Below are 16,286 nucleotides of genomic sequence, written 5' to 3' on the forward strand. Positions count from 1 at the left end.
GGACGCCCCATGTCGTTCACCACGTCGCCGCGGCACGCGCTGCGCCTGGGGCTGGTGGCGGTCGCGGCCCTGCTGCTCGGCCTGCTGGTCACCGCTCCTCCGGCGAGCGCCGCCCGGGCCGCCGGCTTCGTCGGCGCCTGCCCGACCACCGGTTTCATCTCCCAGTACTACAGCGCCGAACACAACGGCATCGACATCGCCAACGACCGCGGCACCCCGATCTACGCCGTCGGCGACGGCGAAGTGACGATCTCCGGGTACGAACCCGGCTACGGCCAGTGGATCCGCGTCCTGCACCCCGACGGGACCATCACCGAGTACGGCCACATGTACGAGCGGGACGTCCAGGTCGGCGACCGCGTCGTGGCCGGTCAGCAGATCGCCCTGATGGGCAGCGAGGGCCAGGCCACCGGCCCGCACCTGCATCTGCGGGTGTGGGCGGACCCGGGTGCGAGCGTGCGTACCGACCCCATCCCGTATCTGGCGGAACGCGGCATCGACATGCCGTGTATGCCCGGTACCGGCCCGCACCCCAAGCCGTTGGAGTATCCGGCGGAGTCGGGACGGGTGGTGTCGGCCCGTTCGGCGGACGGCCGTCTGGAGGTCTTCGCGGCCGGAGCCGACGGCGTGCACCACGCCTGGCAGCTGGGGGTCAACGGCGGCTGGTCCGAGTGGGAGCCGCTGGGCGGACCGGGCGGCGCGGAACTGGCGATCGGCCCGAACGCCGACGGCCGCCTGGAGGTCTTCGCCATCAACGGCGATGTATTCCAGCACCGCTACCAGCTCTCACCTTCCGGTGCCTGGTCCGGCTGGGAGAACTTCGGCGGCGGCGGACGCGACATCGCCGTCGGCGCCAACGGCGACGGACGCCTGGAAGTCTTCGCCTCCGGACCCGTGGGTGTCTTCCACAAATACCAGAGCGCGCCGAACGGCGGCTGGTCCGAGTGGCAGCCCACCGGCGGCGGTCCCGCCAACAGCCGCATCGAGATGGAGAAGTCACCCGACGGGCGCCTCGAAGCCTTCGCGATCAACGGTGACGTCTTCCAGCACCAGTACCAGTCCGCGGTCAACGGCGGCTGGTCGGCGTGGGAGAACTTCGGCGGCGGCGGACACGACCTGACCGTGGACCACAACCAGGACGGACGCCTGGAGGTCTTCGCCTCCGGACCCGCCGGAGTCTTCCACAAGTACCATACCAACAGCACCAGTTGGTCCGGCTGGGAGTCGACCGGTGGTCCTGCCGACTCGCAGCTGACCAGTCAGCGGACCGCGGACGGCCGGGTGGAGGTCTTCGCCCTGAACGGGACGGTCGCCCAGCACTTGTGGCAGACCGGCGTGAACGCCCCGTACGGCCAGTGGGACACCTTCGGCGGCGGCGGTACGGAGGTCACCGCGGTGGCCAACGCGGACGGCCGTATCGAGGTCTTCGGCACCAGTCGCGCGGGCGTCCACCACAAGTGGCAGACGGGCTTCGCGACCTGGTCCGAGTGGGCCTGGCTCAACAACACCTCCGGCCCCGCCGTCAATTGAGGAGACAGCAGGTGACAACTGTGCAGCAGGCTCGCCGAGCGCCCCATCGCGTCATCCTGGCGACACTCGCCTCGTTATCGCTGGGGGCGGGCGTCCTGGTCGGCGCCTCACCGGCGTACGCCGCGCCGAGCGATCTGTGCGCCCAGACCGGCTACCAGGCCGGTTTCCGGGGCGAGAGCCTGGTGACGGCCGTCGCGGTCGCCCTCGCGGAATCCAGCTGCGACCCGACGGCGACCAACGTCCAGAACAACACGCCTCCCTCCACCGACCGCGGCCTGTGGCAGATCAACAGTTACTGGCACCCGGAGGTGAACGACGCCTGCGCCTTCGACCCCCAGTGCAACGCAAACGCGGCCTTCACCATCTCCTCCGGCGGCACCAACTGGCAGCCCTGGTCCACCTACAACGCGGGCGCCCACCGGCGGCACATGGACGAGGCACGGGCCGCGGTGGACCGCCTGGGCCACCACGAGCCCGGGCCCGCCCCGCTGGTGTATCCGGCGGAGTCGGGGCGGGTGGTGTCAGCCCGTTCGGCCGACGGCCGCCTGGAGGTCTTCGCCGCCGGAGCCGACGGCGTGCACCACGCCTGGCAGGTGGGCGTCAACGGGAGCTGGTCGGACTGGGAGCCGCTGGGCGGACCGGGCGGCGCGGAGCTGGCGATCGGCCCGAACGCCGACGGCCGCCTCGAAATGTTCGCGATCAACGCCAACGTGTTCCAGCACCGCTACCAGCTCTCACCCTCGGGCGCCTGGTCCGGCTGGGAGAACTTCGGCGGCGGCGGACGCGACATCGCGGTCGGCGCCAACGGCGACGGACGCCTGGAGGTCTTCGCCTCCGGGCCGACCGGAGTGTTCCACAAGTACCAGAGCGCGCCGAACAGCGGCTGGTCGGAGTGGGAGTCCGCGGGAGGCGGCCCGGCCAACAGCCGCATCGAGATGGAGAAGTCGTCCGACGGGCGCCTCGAAGTCTTCGCGATCAACGGCGATGTCTTCCAGCACCAGTACCAGACGGCCGTCAACGGCGGCTGGTCCGGCTGGGAGAACTTCGGCGGCGGTGGCCACGACCTGACCGTGGACCACAACCAGGACGGACGCCTGGAGGTCTTCGCCTCCGGACCCGCCGGAGTGTTCCACAAGTACCAGACGGACCGGGCCAGTTGGTCCGGCTGGGAACCCACTGGCGGCCCCGCCGACTCGCAGGTCAGCAGCGAACGCTCGCCCGACGGCCGGGTGGAGGTCTTCGCGATCAACGGCACTGTCGCCCAGCACTTGTGGCAGACCGGCGTGAACGCCCCGTACGGCCAGTGGGACACCTTCGGCGGCGGCGGTACGGAGGTCACCGCGGCCACCAACGCCGACGGCCGCATAGAGGTCTTCGGCACGAGCAGCGCCGGCGTCCACCACAAGTGGCAGACCGGGATCTCGACCTGGTCCGAGTGGGCCTGGCTCAACAACACCTCCGGCCCCGCCGTCAACTGATCCCCTGAGCGGTCCATCCGGAGAAGAGCACATGCATCCGATCAGCAGGCGTCACCTGCTGCGGACGGCCGGGGCGGGAGCACTCGTGCTCCCGCTCGCGGCCCGTACCGCCGCCCGTGCCGCTGCCGCCCCCACCGACGTCCCGCCCCACCAGTGGGTCGACGCCGGCCCCTTCACACCCGTCCACGACCCGTCCACCCCCGACCGCCGCCGCTACCTCAACGACCACACCCTGCTCCGGACGAACGGCCGCTGGCACCTGTTCGGCATCGTCGGCGACAGCGCCGCGCCCGGTCAGGCCCCGGACAGCAGCGCCGAGACCGCCTTCGCGCACGCCTCCGCGCCCACCCCGTACGGCCCGTGGACAACCCATCCCGACGCGCTGACCGTCGATCCCGCGTACTACGGCGAACAGCACCTGTGGGCCCCGCATGTGATCGAGGCCGCGGGCACCTACTGGATGTTCTACGCCGCGGGCGGCAGCGCCGGGGCCGCCATCAATTTGGCCAGCTCCACCGACCTGTTCACCTGGACCCGCGTTCCGTCCGGACCGCTCTTCCGGGGGCGGGCGGCGCGCGACCCCATGGTGGTGCGGATCGGCACCGACTGGGTCATGTACTACACCGAACTCTCCGCCGACGGCCACCACCTCGTCTGCTGGCGCCGCTCCCCCGACCTGCTGCGCTGGAGCGCGCCCGGCACCGCGTTCACCGACGACAGCACCGCCGCCATGGGAGTGTCGGTCACCGAGTCGCCGTACATCGTCGAACGGGACGGCTGGTTCTATCTGTTCATCGGGCCGCGCGGCGGCTACGACGGCACCGACGTGCTGGCCTCCCGCGACCCGTTCCGCTTCACCCTCGACGGATACGCGGGCCATGTCCCCGGCCACGCCGTCGAAGCGGTCACCGACGGGCAGGACTGGTACGCGAGCGCCGCCGGATGGTTCTCGCACGGACTCCGCCTCGCACCACTGACCTGGCAGGACGCGCCGCCGGTATGGCGGAGCCCGGACAACCCCGTGGCCGCCCTGGACGTCCACGGACGCCTGACCGTCTTCGCACTCGACGCCGCCGACCGCTCGATGCTGCGGCGCGTCCAGCTCGACCCGGACGCCGACACCTGGTCGGACTGGGAGCCGTTCGGCGGACCGGCCGGCGCGGTGCCCACGCTCGGCCGCGACACCGACGGCCGCCTGGAGGTGTTCTCGCTCGCCCCGCGAGGCGCCAACCTGCACCACAGGGTGCAGCGCCCGGACGGCGGCTGGGACGACTGGGAGGAGTTCGGCGGTCCGGCCGCGGCCGCGCCCGCCGTCGCCCGCGACGCCGACGGCAGACTGGAGGTCTTCGCCCTCAGCCCGGGCGGCACCCTGATCGCCCGCCGCCGCCAGTCCACGCCCGGCTCCCCGGCCTGGGACCCGTGGGACGCGGGATTCGGCGGACCCGCCGGAGCACCGCCGGTCGTCGGCGTCAACGCGGACGGACGCCTTGAGGTGTTCGCCCTCACCCGCGGCGGTACCGCCGTCCTGCACCGCTGGCAGCAGACACCGGGCGGCGCCTGGTCCCCGTGGGAGCGCTTCGGTACGGCGGCCGGTGCGGCCCCGCGCCTGGCCCGCGACGGAAGCGGACGGCTCACCGTCGCCGCGATCGCCCCCTCCGGCGTGGCGGCCTTCCACCGGCGCCAGTCGGTACCGAGCGGCGGCTGGGACGACTGGCAGCCGCTGTTCGGCTGGTCGGCCACGGCCCCGCTGCTCGTCCCCGGCGCCGACGGCCGCCTCGAAGGCTTCGCCCTCGCCCCCGGCGGCGAGCGGCTCGCCCACCGCTGGCAGGTCTCCCCCGGCGACGCCTGGGACCCCGGCGAGGACATCACCGAGTCCGGCGTCGCGCTCGCCACCACCCCCTCGGCGGCGGCCGACGCGACCGGCCGACTGCACCTGTTCGCGGTCACCGCGGACGGCCGGATACGCACCCGCGTACAGGAGCGGCCCAGCGGCGGCTGGCGTCCCTGGACCGCCTTCGGCACCCGCGCCGTCGCCCCCTGACCGGGGCCACTCCCCGCCTTTCCGCGTACGCACAGCCCCCGTTTCGGCCGTCACGGCCGCGCGCCGAAGTGGCGGATGCCACGCGGTGAAACAGCGGAGGCAGGCGGTAACGTTCCCTCTGTCGGACAACGGGGACGGTCGGCACGCGGGACGGGGGAGCGGTGAGCGGAATTGTCATCCACCTGCCGGAGGGGAACGGCGGCGACGCGGCGACGCTGCGGCTGGGCCCCGGCGAGCGCGTCCGTTTCGGCCGGGGTTCGGCCCGCACACCCGTCGAACTGCGCCTGGACGACGAGTCTGTGTCCCGCCTCGCCGGGGAGATCCGGGCGACGGACGACCACTGGCAGCTGAGCAATCTCAGCACCACCCACGGCTATCTCGTGGAGAATCCGGAAGGGGCCGGAGAGTATCTGCGCGTCCCGCCGCGCCGCGTCGGCGCGCCCATCCCGTTCGAGTTCTCCCGGGTGGTGCTGCCCTCCCGCCGCGAAACCCCGCTCTCCTTCCAGGTGTTCGCGCCCGACCACGTCTATCTGGACCCGCACGCGCCCGGCGGCGGATCCTGGGAGAGCCGCACTCTCACCGCGTACTCCCTGGACGAGACCGCCACGTACTTCCTGGTACTCGTGGCGCTCTGCGAGCCGTGGCTGCGCGACAGTTCACCGGTCGCCGTGCCGACCACCCCGCAGGTCGTCGAGCGGCTCAGCGGCTCTGGCTCCAGCCCGGGGCTGACGGCTCGCGCGGTCAGTTCGCACATCGACTACCTCGCCGACGAGAAGCTGCGCATCGGCGTCCCGACGGCCACGGACGGCCCCGAACGCGCGGCCCGCCGCAACGGCAAGCGCGAGGCCGTCGTCGCCCTCGCCCTGAAGTTCGGGATCGTACGGGAGGAGCACCTCACGCTGTTACCCCCGCGCACCGAGCCCGCCGAGCACGGACGGTAGGACGCGGTCATGGTGCACAGGGGCGCGGATCCGGCGGACAGCGGCGAGGCGGAACTCCTGCCCGTGGGCCACCGGATCGGCTCCTGGGTCGTCGGCGAACCGATCGGGGCGGGCGGCTGGGCGACGGTCTACGCCGGCCGGCCGGACCACGACGAACCGAACGATCTGGACGAGCACGACGTCGCCCTGAAGGTGATGCCGACCGCCGGACTCGCACCGCGCCAGGCACGCAACGTGGCCGAGGCCGCCCGCCGCGAACTCGAACTGGGCCGCGGGGCGGGCCACCCGAGACTCGTCCGGCTCCTCGACTCCCTGGTCCTGAGCGCGCCGGACCGGCCGTTGCTGGACGGCGCGATCGTCCTCGTCATGGAGCGGGCCCGGTGCAGCCTGCGTGAGCTGCTCGCGGCACCGGTGACCGAGGCCGAGGCCGCCCGGCTCGTCACCGGCATCTGCGAGGGCCTGGACCATATGCACCGCAGCGGCTGGGTGCACGCCGACCTCAAGCCCGAGAACATCCTCATCGGCCAGGACGGCGAAGTGCGCCTGTCGGACTTCGGCTTCGCCATCGAGCTGACCGGCACCCACGGCTGGACGGCCCCGATGGGCACCCTGGACTACCTGCCGCCCGAGCGGTGGCGGGAACCGCTCGGCGAGCGCGGCGTCCGGATACGGCCCAGCGCCGACATCTGGGCGCTCGGCATCATCATCCACGAGGTGTACGCCCAGGGCGCCTACCCCTTCCCCGGCGCCACGCCTACCGCGCGCGGCGCGGCCGTACAGGAGTACTCCGAGGGCCGAGCGGCGTTACGGATGGACGGCGCCGTCCCGGAGTTCTGGCGGGCCCTCGCCGCCGAATGCCTCGCCCCCACGCACACGGCCCGCGCCCCTCACACGGCTGAAAGCCTCCTCGAACGCATCCGGGCCCACACCGCCGAAGGCGGCACCGGGCGTTCCCGCCGCCGACTCCCCCGCGTTCGGCGCCGCCCGCTCTTCGCCGCCCTGCTCGCCGTCCTCGGGTGCGCGGCGGCAGGCGTCGCGCTCTGGGCGTATGCGGGAGGCGGCAACGACCAAGAGACCGGCCGGATCAGGGTGTTCAACGCCGAGCGGGGCTGCCAGGACCGAGCGGACCGCGAACCGCAGTGCAGCCTGGGCCTCGCGATCGATCCGCGGCGGCCGTACACCGCCGACAACGTCGTGGGTACGCGGGTGTGGCACGGCGACATCCTCGACGCGGAGTGCCAGCTGCCGCAGGGCCAGCCCATCATCGACGAGGAGGACCTGCGCTCCACCGTCTGGTTCCGGGTCCGCGTGCCGCGCGACGGCGCCGCCGCGACGCGCCCCGACAAGGCCTGGCTGCCCGCGGTCCGTACGAAGGACCGCCCGTCGCTCCCGCACTGCTCCGCGCGGTGAGCCCCACGACGGTATCCGGCTATCGGGCACGTGGTCCGGACGTCCATGCCGTACCGGGCGGTGGGGGCGGCGGAGGGGGAGGTGGTGGCTCGTTGTGGAGCAGTGGGAGCGGGGCGTGCAGACGCCAGATGCCCGGGAGGTTCAGTCGGCCCTGTCGTTTCGCCAGCAGGATCTGCTGGACGGAGAGAGACCCCTGCAGCACGCACTCCCCGCTGCGTACGGCGACCAGCTGGGCCGCGCGTACGACAGCGACAAGCCCGGTGATCCGGAAAGTCAGGTCGAGCCCCACGTCCAGGGTGCCGATCTTCACCCCGTCCATGAGCACGTCGACGTACGGGCGGTGGCGAGAGGTGATCGCGTGTGTCGCGAGCGCGACCACCTCCTCGCTGCCCGGGGCGGCGCGGGTGCGGCGCGCGGCATCGGTGAGGGCGGCGTGCTTGCGCCAGCCGCCCGCTGCCACGTCGAAGAGGTCCATGCCCAGGAAGGAATCGATGACGGTCGCCATTTCGCGCTGGACGGCCTCATCGGCTGCGGCTGTCAGGCGGCGGGTCGTTCCACTGAGGAGCTGCCTGGCCGCCCCGCTGCCGTCAAGCGGGCCGACGAGGGCTTCGACCGAGCCGGGCTGGTCCTGGCCGAACAGGAAAGCACGGACCGTGAACGGCCCTGTCGCCGTGGTAGTCGTGGTCATGACTTCACCTCGGCAGAGGCTGGGAGGGGTGACGGCATCACGTCACCCGGGCACCGGCCCCTCGGGCACCGCCACACCCCAATTCTCCTCCCTCTCGCCGCTCCTCGCTCGTCGTCAGCGGCGCATTCCCCGGCGGACGCCGCTCAATGGACGGCCGGGCCCGCCGACGGCAGATAGCGCGGTGCGCGCCAGGCCCGCAGCCTCTGCTCCACGGCCGCACCCAACGACAGCAGACCGGCGTCCTCACGATCGCCCGCCATCAGCAGCAGACCGACCGGGAGTTCACCCACGGATCCGGCGGGCACCGACAGCGACGGGTAGCCGGCGACGGCTGCGGGAGTGGAGGACGGAATCACGTCGTTGTCACCGCGGGCGCAGTCGGTCGTCCAGGCCGGCGGGTTCGTCGGCGCGGCGATGGCGTCCAGATCATGGGCGGCCAGCGTCTCGTCCAGCGAGCGCCGGGCCAGGTCCGTCAGCTCCGTACGTAGGGCGCGGTACTTCGGATCGGTGGTGGGTGGCGCGGCGAGGGCCTGCTCGAACAGTTCCTGCCCGGCGAAGCAGGCCTGTTCCTGCGGGTGGGTGCGGTTGAACGCGATCAGCTCGGCCAGATCGCGGGGCCCTTGACGCGTACCGAGATAGGCATCGATGTCCCGGTGGAACTCGCTGAGCAGCGCGGGGAATTCGAGCTCGGCCAGTCGGGCCTGGTACGGGGGCGTCACCTCGACGACCTCCGCCCCGGCGCCGCGCAGCTTCGCCGCCGTACGGGTCATCAGGGCGTCGACCTCCGGGCCGAGCGAAGGCAGTCGCCACAGCCCGATGCGCTTGCCCCGCAATCCCCCCTGACGTGATCCCCTTTCCTCCGGCGCGGCGAGAGCCGCCGCCCGCCCGGTGGGTCCCGCGGAGCCATCGCCGGTGAGCACGGACAGCGTGAGCGCGGTGTCGATGACGTTACGGGCCATGGGCCCGGCGGTGTCCTGCTCGGCGGAGATCGGCACCACTCCCCTCTGGCTCACCAGGCCGAGGCTCGGCTTGAGGCCGACCACTCCGTTCATCCCGGCCGGGCAGACGATGGATCCGTCGGTCTCGGTGCCGATCGCCACCTGGGCCAGGGACGCGGCGAGCGCGGCGGCCGACCCGGCGGAGGATCCGCACGGATTGCGGTCGAGGACGTACGGGTTGCGGGTCTGACCGCCCACGGCCGACCACCCCGACGTCGGCTTCGCCGCCCGGAAGTTCGCCCACTCCGACAGATTGGTCTTGCCCAGGATCACCGCACCCGCCTGCCGCAGCCGCGTCACCAGGACGGCGTCGGCGCCGGGCGGCTCGCCTGCCAGCGCGAGCGACCCGGCCGTGGTCGGCATGTCCCGGGTGTCGACGTTGTCCTTGAGCAGCACCGGGATGCCGTCGAGCGGTCCGCGCAGCCGGCCGCCGCGATGCCGGGCGTCGCTGGCCGCGGCCTGCCGCAGAGCCGACGGGTCGGTATGGAGCACCGCGTTGATCTTCGGGTCGACGGTCTCGATCCGCCGCAGGTACGCCCGGGTCAGCGCCGACGACGTCAGGGATCCCTTGTCCCTGTGCGCCTGTAGTTCTGGGATCGTCACCGTGTCGAGGTCGATCCCCTTGAGGGACGACGCTCCGGGCGACGGCGTGTCCGCGGCGCCTACGCCCTGCGCGTTCGACCCCGGCGCGGCCGCCAGCAGCGACCCGGCGACCAGGGCAGTGATCAGTGCACCAACTCCACTCATTCTCATGGGAGTCAGCGCACTACACGCGTACCGTCCGGCGCAAGAGTCGTCCCGGCCCAGAACCCACGACAGGGTCAGGTCATCGCTGCCGGGACGGGGCCTCGGCCAGAACCAGACGGGCGGCGGCCGCCCAGGTGACGGAGGCGGCGAGGCGGTCGCGCACGCTGTGCATCCGTTCGAACTCCTCGTCGCGGGCGCTCAGGCACTTCTCGATCCGCGCGGCCCATACCCTGGTGTCCTCCGCGAAGTCGCCCGTGACCGGAACGATCAAGTGGTCGGCCTCGGAGCGGAGTTCCTCGCGCAGCAGCTGCGCCAGCCCGCTCTGGTCGCTGACGAGCACGGGCACACCGCGCAGGATGGCTTCCTGGCCGACCAGGCCGAACGCCTCCGAGCGGGACGGCATCACCACCAGCCCGGCGCGCAGCATGTCGGACTCCAGTTTGCGCGGGTCGGCGGAGTAGGGGCGTACCACCACACGCAGCCCGGGACAGCCCGACCAGTCCCGAATGAGCTGCTGCTGCTCGTCGGCCTTCTCCGGCGGTGCGCCTCGGGCGAACAGCTCGATCGGCTCTCCCGCCGTTCTGCTCCGCAGTTCGTGCACGATTCCACAGGCCCGCGCGGCAAGGTCGACTCCCTTGAGCCGGACGTCCTCGGTGCGGCCGACGAACAGCACCTTGTGCAGCCCGTCCGGTGGAGGCCTGCGGCGCGCGAACACGTTCGGCACACCCCTCGCAGCCGGTCCGGTGGACGCGGGCGCATCGAAGCCCGGATCCAGACGCAGCGGTTCGGGAACTCCGGCGTCCCAGAGCTCGTTGGTGAAACGGCGTTTCAGCGCCGGGCCGACCGCGACCACCCGGTGCGCCGTCAGCCCCAGCTCGCGCTCGATCTCGGTACGTTCCTCCGCCAGCCGGGAGCGGTCGACACCGTCACCCAGCTTGTGCCATTCGATCTCGTCCGGCGCCATGTGGACGAAGTGCAGCCGGCGGGCGTGCGGGAAGAAGTCCTCCTTGAGGTGGGCGGCGGCCGGTCCGGTGACGCGGGCGTGTCCGATGACCAGGTCCGGCTGCGTACCGTACGGAAGGGCGGGGCGGCGGGTGAGCCGACCGTAGTCCGGGGCTCCCGGCGCGCCGGGGTGGGTGAGCAGGGTGACGCCCTTGTCCTTGGCGTCGGTCACCTCGGAGGCGTCGGCGTCCAGCACGACGCAGAAGACCTGGGCGCCCGCGGCCGCCATCGCCACACACAGGTGCCGGTTGAAGGTGCTCAACCCGCCGCGGCCCGAGGACCACTCGGTGGCGACGACCAGGACGCAGGTCCGCTCCGACAGGACCTGGAGGATGGCCCGTTCGGCGGCGGTCGCCCGATCGAAGTCGTCGAGGCCGGTCTCCTCGGCCGCGTCGACGTCCGCGGCCAGGTCCTCGTCCGTGGTCATGATCGCGTCGACGTCAGCGCCCACGTCCTCTTCGGCGGGAACACGGGACTCCTCGGCCTCGGGAGCCGCGAGCCCTGCGTCGATGGCGCCGCTGTCGGCCAGCGCCCGCAGCAGTGGCTCCGGCGCCGCATGGCTCAGATAGGCGCTGTCCCGCACGACTTCGCCGAGGATCCGGCCGGCCGCGGCGTGGGTGGCGAGGTGTTCGAGGATGTACGGGTCCGCCGCGGCCCAGTCGCTTCGTCCGTCGGTCGTGCGCGGGGCCAGGCGGGCCAGTCCCCGGGCCATGCGCCGCTGCTGCTCGCGCTCGTCGGCGGACGCCCGCAGGAACTCGGCGAGGGTGACGTGGAAGAGCCGGTGGACCGTGGTGCCGTCGGGCCTGGTGCTGTCGACCACGAGCGAGCCCGCCCGGTCGTGGAACCGCCGAAGCTCCTCGGGCGTACACACCTCGCCGGTGAGGGCCTCGACCAGTGGCGCCCACAGTCCGATGGGCAGGCCCGCTCCCTGCGCGTACGCGAGTGGCGACAGCAGGCGCTCCGAGCGCGCCTCGTCGGGACCGAGGGGTTGGATCAGGTCCCGGAACAGCGAGGTGAGGTTGTCCCCGTTCGCCACTAGCTCGTCAGCCGTCAGCGCACCCGCCGCCAGCAGGTGCACCATCAGGAAGGAGCGGTCCACCCGGCGGGTGATGTCACGCTCAAGGTCCCCCAATATCGCGGAGGCCTGGCCGGGATCCCGGGCCAGCCGCTGGGCGACCTGACGCAGGGCGTCCTCGTCCCGGTACTCGGGCGAGTCGAGGTCGAGAACCTCGACGTCCGGTCCCAGTGACCCCAGTTGGCTCGCACGGGTCGCGACGAGGAGCCGCACCGCGGGAATGCCGCCGAGCGAGCGGACGAAGTGGGCGAGCCCTTCGTCGTACGCGAACGGGGTGATCTCGTCGAGGCCGTCGAGGACGATGACGACAGGGTCGGTCCGTCCGCTCAGCGCGGCGAGCACGGCTCCCGGGCCCGAGCCCGGGGGCAGGCCGAGCGCAGAGGCTAGGTCGGCGATCAGGGACCGCGGCCCGTTGATGCCTCGGCCACTGAGCGGAACGACGGCCAGCCCCGGCGGCGGCAGCGTCTGGGGCTCGGTGTTCATCCTGGCCGGGTTGTCGGGGTCGGTCAGTGCCAGGAAGCGGCCGAGGAGGGCGGACTTGCCGGAGCCCGGCGCGCCGGTGACCGCCAGCGGTGGCACCGCGACGCCGGGCTCCGCCCGCACCCAGGAGGCGATCCGGGCCAGGGCATTCGTCCGGCCCACGAAGAAGTCACCCTGCTCGGCGGCGTGCGCGACGCCCCGGCTGCGCGGCTCGAAGTGGTCGCGGTGCTCGTGCCGCAGCCGGGCCACGCCCACGGGGTCGAGGGTGTCGGGCGGCAGGTCCGGCGCGTATCGGGGGTTCGGGAAGAAGACCTCCGTCTCCTCCGTACGGTGTCCGATGTAGAAGGCGCGAGTCGCCCGCTCCCCGAGGTGGCGGTGTATGCCCTGGAGCACGTCGGCGATGGGGAGGTGGCGTTGCCGCGGCCCGGCGTACGAATGAGTGAGCGCGTACGTCCAGGCGTCCACCAGGGACGCGGCGTCGTCGGCGGAGTCCCTGTTGAACGTGACCAGGTGGTACTCGCTGACCTGGGGCCGCGGGTGAATGTGGGGCGCGGCCCATCCGGCTGCCGCGCTGTGACCGGCTTCGGCCGTGCACACGTCGAGAACTGTCAGGGTGCTTCCCACACCGCTGACCGCGATCGTGGCAGCGAGGTCGTCGGCGGTCAGTGACGTGCGCGCGCGGCCCGGTTCGCTGTCCGAAGCGAACAGATACAGCCGCGACTCGTCGGCGAACCCGTGGCCGGCGTAGTACACGACCAGCACGTCGTCCGGCCCGAGCCTGGCTTCCTTGGTCCAGCGCACCACACCGGACGTCAGCTGCTCGACGGTGGGAGAGGTGCCGAGTTCGGAGAGGACACGTTCGTATCCGAAGCCCGCGAGCAGACCGGCCATCCGTTCCGCGTCCGACCCGGCGCCGGGAAGGTCCGGCAGGTGCGGTGAGTCGTACCGGGAGACACCGACGGACACCAGGAATCGCCGCCCCGCGCCCGTACTACGACGCCCCGCTTCGCCTCCGTTCACGCCCCTCCCCGACGTCCGCGCCCGCTCCCCGTGGGGCTGAAGGCCACCGCTGTAGGCAGGTCCGACCCTATGGCAAGCGGCCTGCCCGCCGCGACGCTTCTCCGGGAACTCGCCCTGCGGGCGGGGTTCTTGGCTGTGCATGGCGGGGGAGCGGAGCCGCGCCAACGGCTCCGCCCGGTGGAGCATGCGCATCGGACCGTCCGCCCGGCGCAGGAGCGGGGATTCTTCAAGGTTCCGCCCCTCGCGGTGAGTATGCCGCCTCACGGACTTGTTCATCGCCCCGGCTTCTTCAGAGTCCCAACTGTGGCCGTGACCAGGATGGGAGCGGGCAACACAGGCATTGTTCAGGCCAGGCGGCCGGGCTGCGGCATTGTTCAGCGGCAGGGGCATTCCGCTGATACGGGGGCGAAGGGTGCGTCTCGCACAAGGGTGTCCAGTGGGCCCTGCCGGGGGCATGGTGAGGGAGTCGGTCGTCACCCGTTTCGCCGCCCCGGCGGCAGCGTGAGCGGGCCGCAGCGCCAACTGCGGCCACCACGAGGCGGCGACCGATGCACTCTCACGGACCGTCAAACCTCAGCAGGAGTCACCATGTTGATCTCCGGTTCCCCTTCCCGATCCCCCTTCCCCTTCGGCACACCCGTCCGGACCGTCGTCATCGTCATCATCGTCGCCGTGCTGACGGCGCTGCTGACGCATGGCGGTTACAGCCCGAGCGCCGCCCTCTCCCTCATCGCCATGGTCACGGCCACGCTGGAGCCCGCCCGTCAGCTCACCGCCGCTTCGCGGAAGCGGCGGTAGCCGCCGTGGGCACGGGGCGGCGCGGGCGCCCGGAGCGCCCGCTCGACACCACCGTCCCGGCCCTGGCGGAGCTCGCGCACCACCTGCGCGGGCTCCGCCGCACGGCCGGGCTGACCCTCGACGAGATGTCCCGCGCGACGAACTGGAGCAAGGGCGCACTCAGCGCGGCGACCACCGGCCGCGACCTGCCACGTCCGGAACTCGTCGAGGCGTGGGTGCGTACGTGTGCACCCGGAGCCAACCGGGACCTGTGGCACGCCCGTTACGTCCGGGCCGCCGAGGCCTACCACCAGGCCCGCCCCGGGCAGCCCGGTACTGCCGTCCCGTCGCCCGCGACCGCGTCCCCGGCACCCGGCGCGCCCTCGGCCCGGCCCCCGAGTCCCCGCCCGACCGCGTCCATGGCGCCACCGCCCAGGGACGAGCAGACATGGCAACGGGAAGCCCAGCGCACCCTCGTCGGCGACGAGCGGCCCTGGGGGCCGAGGGCCCATCCGGCGCCGATCCCGCTGCGCTACACCACCGTCGGCGGGGACCTCACCGACCCCGGTCCGGCCGATCCCGATCTGAGCGGCACGTACGAAGACATCGGCGAGGTCTTCGCCCTGGTCGGCTCAGGCCGTCTGGTCATCCTGGGCGACAAGGGCAGCGGAAAGACCGAACTGGCCCGCCACTTGGGCGCCCGGCTCCTCGCCGACGCGGAGAGCGTTCCGGATGCCGACCCCGCCACTGACGGCTTCGGCCCAGACGTCACCGACACGGGCGCCGCCTTGCCGGTGATGGTCTCGCTCAGCGACTGGACGGCCGAGGACGAGCCGTACGGCATCGCGGGCTGGCTGGCCCGTCGGCTGACCGGCACCTCCCCCGACGACGTACGCGAACTCCTGGAGCAGCGCCGACTGCTGCCCGTGCTGGACGACTTCGACAAACTCTCCCCGCAGGGGCGCGGCCACCTCCTGCATGCGCTCAACCAACTGCCGGAGCGAGCCTCGTTCGTGCTGGTGAGCGGCTGGGCGGAGTTCACCGAGACCGTGGAGCGGACCGACACCGTGATCGCCCGAAGCTCCGGGATCCTGATCCGCCGCCTGAACGTCGCCGACCTGGACGGCTGGATACAGCGGACCTCCCGTGCCGTACCCAAGGCCGCCGCCTGGTCCCAGGTGCTGGAGGCGCTCCGCACCGACGCGGACGCTCCGGCCCGGGAGCTGCTGAGCGACCCCTTCTTCGCGGCGGCTGCCCGGCTGTTGTACAGCGAAGGCCGCGCCGACCCGGGCGAGCTGGTCCGGGACGGCGTGAGCGCGGTCGCCCTGGAGGCCCGTCTCGTCGACCGGCTGCTGGGCGCGGCCGCGCCGCCGCCGCGCCGCACGGGCGATGAACGGATCAAGGACGCCCAGGTCGACAAGGCACTACGGCTGGCGGCACGCGCCACGGCCCGCTCGGGCGACCCCGTCCGCGATCTGCGCACCTTGTACGTGGGGCCGAGGCAGGGCCGCCTGTCCGCCGCCGCGTACAGCGCGGCCCTGTTCATCGTGTGCTTCACCTTCGGCCAGGCGTTCTACGGGATGACGGCGGCGGCGGGCGGCTACCTGTATCTGCGTCACGACCTGGAGCGGCACCGTCCCGGCCGTCGGCGGCTCCGCATTCCCCCTTACATGAAGCTCAGCGCACTCGCTGGATCTCTCCTCGCTGTCCTCTTCTCCGCATTGCTGAGAATGCCCGGCGCGGATGCGACGCAATGGGCGGGGGTCGCGGCGGTCGTCGTGGCGCTCGGGGGCTGCTGTCTGCTGCTGGGCACTCTGGAAGGGGCGTACACACGGGCGTGCGTCGGCTCGCTCCTGCGGCTGCGCGACCTCGACCCGCCATGCCTCAAGGAGGCTCTGGCCGTCGCACAGCGCCGCGGCCTCTTGCAGCGGACCTCTCAGGGCATCGGCTTCACGCATCCGGCGGTGGCCCGGTGGTACAACGGGCAGTCCCTCCGCGGCACCGGCCCCACCCTGCCCAGGGCCGCGACGCGGAAGGGTGGGGCTGCGACGGCCACGGACCACTCCGCCTCGGACGCGAAATCCTCCACGAAGTAGCGG

10 protein-coding genes are annotated in these 16,286 nt (G+C 72.5%); 7 read left to right on the forward strand and 3 right to left on the reverse strand.

Annotation, left to right across the window (positions count from 1 at the left end; translation table 11 throughout):
* Positions 1-9: 9 nt before the first annotated feature.
* The 5 genes from BX283_RS03905 to BX283_RS03925 all read left to right on the forward strand — a co-directional run bounded on the left by BX283_RS03905 (position 10) and on the right by BX283_RS03925 (position 7,400).
* The gene (locus BX283_RS03905; RefSeq protein WP_101386260.1) at positions 10-1,530 is read left to right on the forward strand and encodes a peptidoglycan DD-metalloendopeptidase family protein; all 1,521 of its coding nucleotides are present in this window, start codon (positions 10-12) and stop codon (positions 1,528-1,530) included.
* 11 nt (positions 1,531-1,541) lie between these two features.
* On the forward strand, positions 1,542-3,008 hold the full coding sequence (locus BX283_RS03910; RefSeq protein WP_257581890.1) for a transglycosylase SLT domain-containing protein: 1,467 nt from the start codon (positions 1,542-1,544) through the stop codon (positions 3,006-3,008).
* Between the two features lie 31 nt (positions 3,009-3,039).
* Positions 3,040-5,049, forward strand: a complete 2,010-nt coding sequence (locus BX283_RS03915; RefSeq protein WP_101386261.1) for a family 43 glycosylhydrolase — start codon at positions 3,040-3,042, stop codon at positions 5,047-5,049.
* A 161-nt stretch (positions 5,050-5,210) separates the two neighbouring features.
* Complete coding sequence (locus BX283_RS03920; RefSeq protein WP_101386262.1) at positions 5,211-5,990, forward strand: serine/threonine protein kinase; 780 nt, start codon at positions 5,211-5,213, stop codon at positions 5,988-5,990.
* 9 nt (positions 5,991-5,999) lie between these two features.
* Complete coding sequence (locus tag BX283_RS03925) at positions 6,000-7,400, forward strand: serine/threonine-protein kinase (RefSeq protein ID WP_101386263.1); 1,401 nt, start codon at positions 6,000-6,002, stop codon at positions 7,398-7,400.
* 19 nt (positions 7,401-7,419) lie between these two features.
* Here BX283_RS03925 and BX283_RS03930 read toward each other — a convergent pair whose 3' ends face one another.
* From BX283_RS03930 to BX283_RS03940, 3 genes are all read right to left on the reverse strand, one after another.
* Entirely contained in the window at positions 7,420-8,088 is a 669-nt protein-coding gene (locus BX283_RS03930; protein WP_101386264.1) for a hypothetical protein, read from the reverse strand.
* Between the two features lie 143 nt (positions 8,089-8,231).
* A complete protein-coding gene (locus tag BX283_RS03935) occupies positions 8,232-9,833 on the reverse strand; it encodes an amidase (protein WP_373979111.1) in 1,602 nt (533 codons plus the stop codon).
* Positions 9,834-9,912: 79 nt separating this feature from the next.
* Positions 9,913-13,410: a glycosyltransferase gene (locus BX283_RS03940; RefSeq protein WP_180357038.1), complete on the reverse strand. Its 3,498-nt coding sequence runs from the start codon at positions 13,408-13,410 to the stop codon at positions 9,913-9,915.
* A gap of 588 nt (positions 13,411-13,998) precedes the next feature.
* Between BX283_RS03940 and BX283_RS03945 the strand changes: the two genes are divergently transcribed.
* A complete protein-coding gene (locus BX283_RS03945; protein ID WP_101386267.1) occupies positions 13,999-14,208 on the forward strand; it encodes a hypothetical protein in 210 nt (69 codons plus the stop codon).
* A gap of 5 nt (positions 14,209-14,213) precedes the next feature.
* The gene (locus tag BX283_RS03950; RefSeq protein ID WP_101386268.1) at positions 14,214-16,283 is read left to right on the forward strand and encodes a helix-turn-helix transcriptional regulator; all 2,070 of its coding nucleotides are present in this window, start codon (positions 14,214-14,216) and stop codon (positions 16,281-16,283) included.
* Positions 16,284-16,286: the final 3 nt, after the last annotated feature.

Source organism: Streptomyces sp. TLI_146 (genome assembly GCF_002846415.1).
Classification (GTDB): Bacteria; Actinomycetota; Actinomycetes; order Streptomycetales; family Streptomycetaceae; genus Streptomyces.

Excerpts from the sequence above, each read along its gene's own strand:
- BX283_RS03905 (WP_101386260.1), top strand. The coding sequence starts at position 10 with ATGTCGTTCACCACGTCGCCGCGGCACGCGCTGCGCCTGGGGCTGGTG.
- BX283_RS03915 (WP_101386261.1), top strand. The coding sequence starts at position 3,040 with ATGCATCCGATCAGCAGGCGTCACCTGCTGCGGACGGCCGGGGCGGGA.
- BX283_RS03925 (WP_101386263.1), top strand. The coding sequence starts at position 6,000 with ATGGTGCACAGGGGCGCGGATCCGGCGGACAGCGGCGAGGCGGAACTC.
- BX283_RS03930 (WP_101386264.1), bottom strand. The coding sequence starts at position 8,088 with ATGACCACGACTACCACGGCGACAGGGCCGTTCACGGTCCGTGCTTTC.
- BX283_RS03935 (WP_373979111.1), bottom strand. The coding sequence starts at position 9,833 with ATGAGTGGAGTTGGTGCACTGATCACTGCCCTGGTCGCCGGGTCGCTG.
- BX283_RS03945 (WP_101386267.1), top strand. The coding sequence starts at position 13,999 with ATGTTGATCTCCGGTTCCCCTTCCCGATCCCCCTTCCCCTTCGGCACA.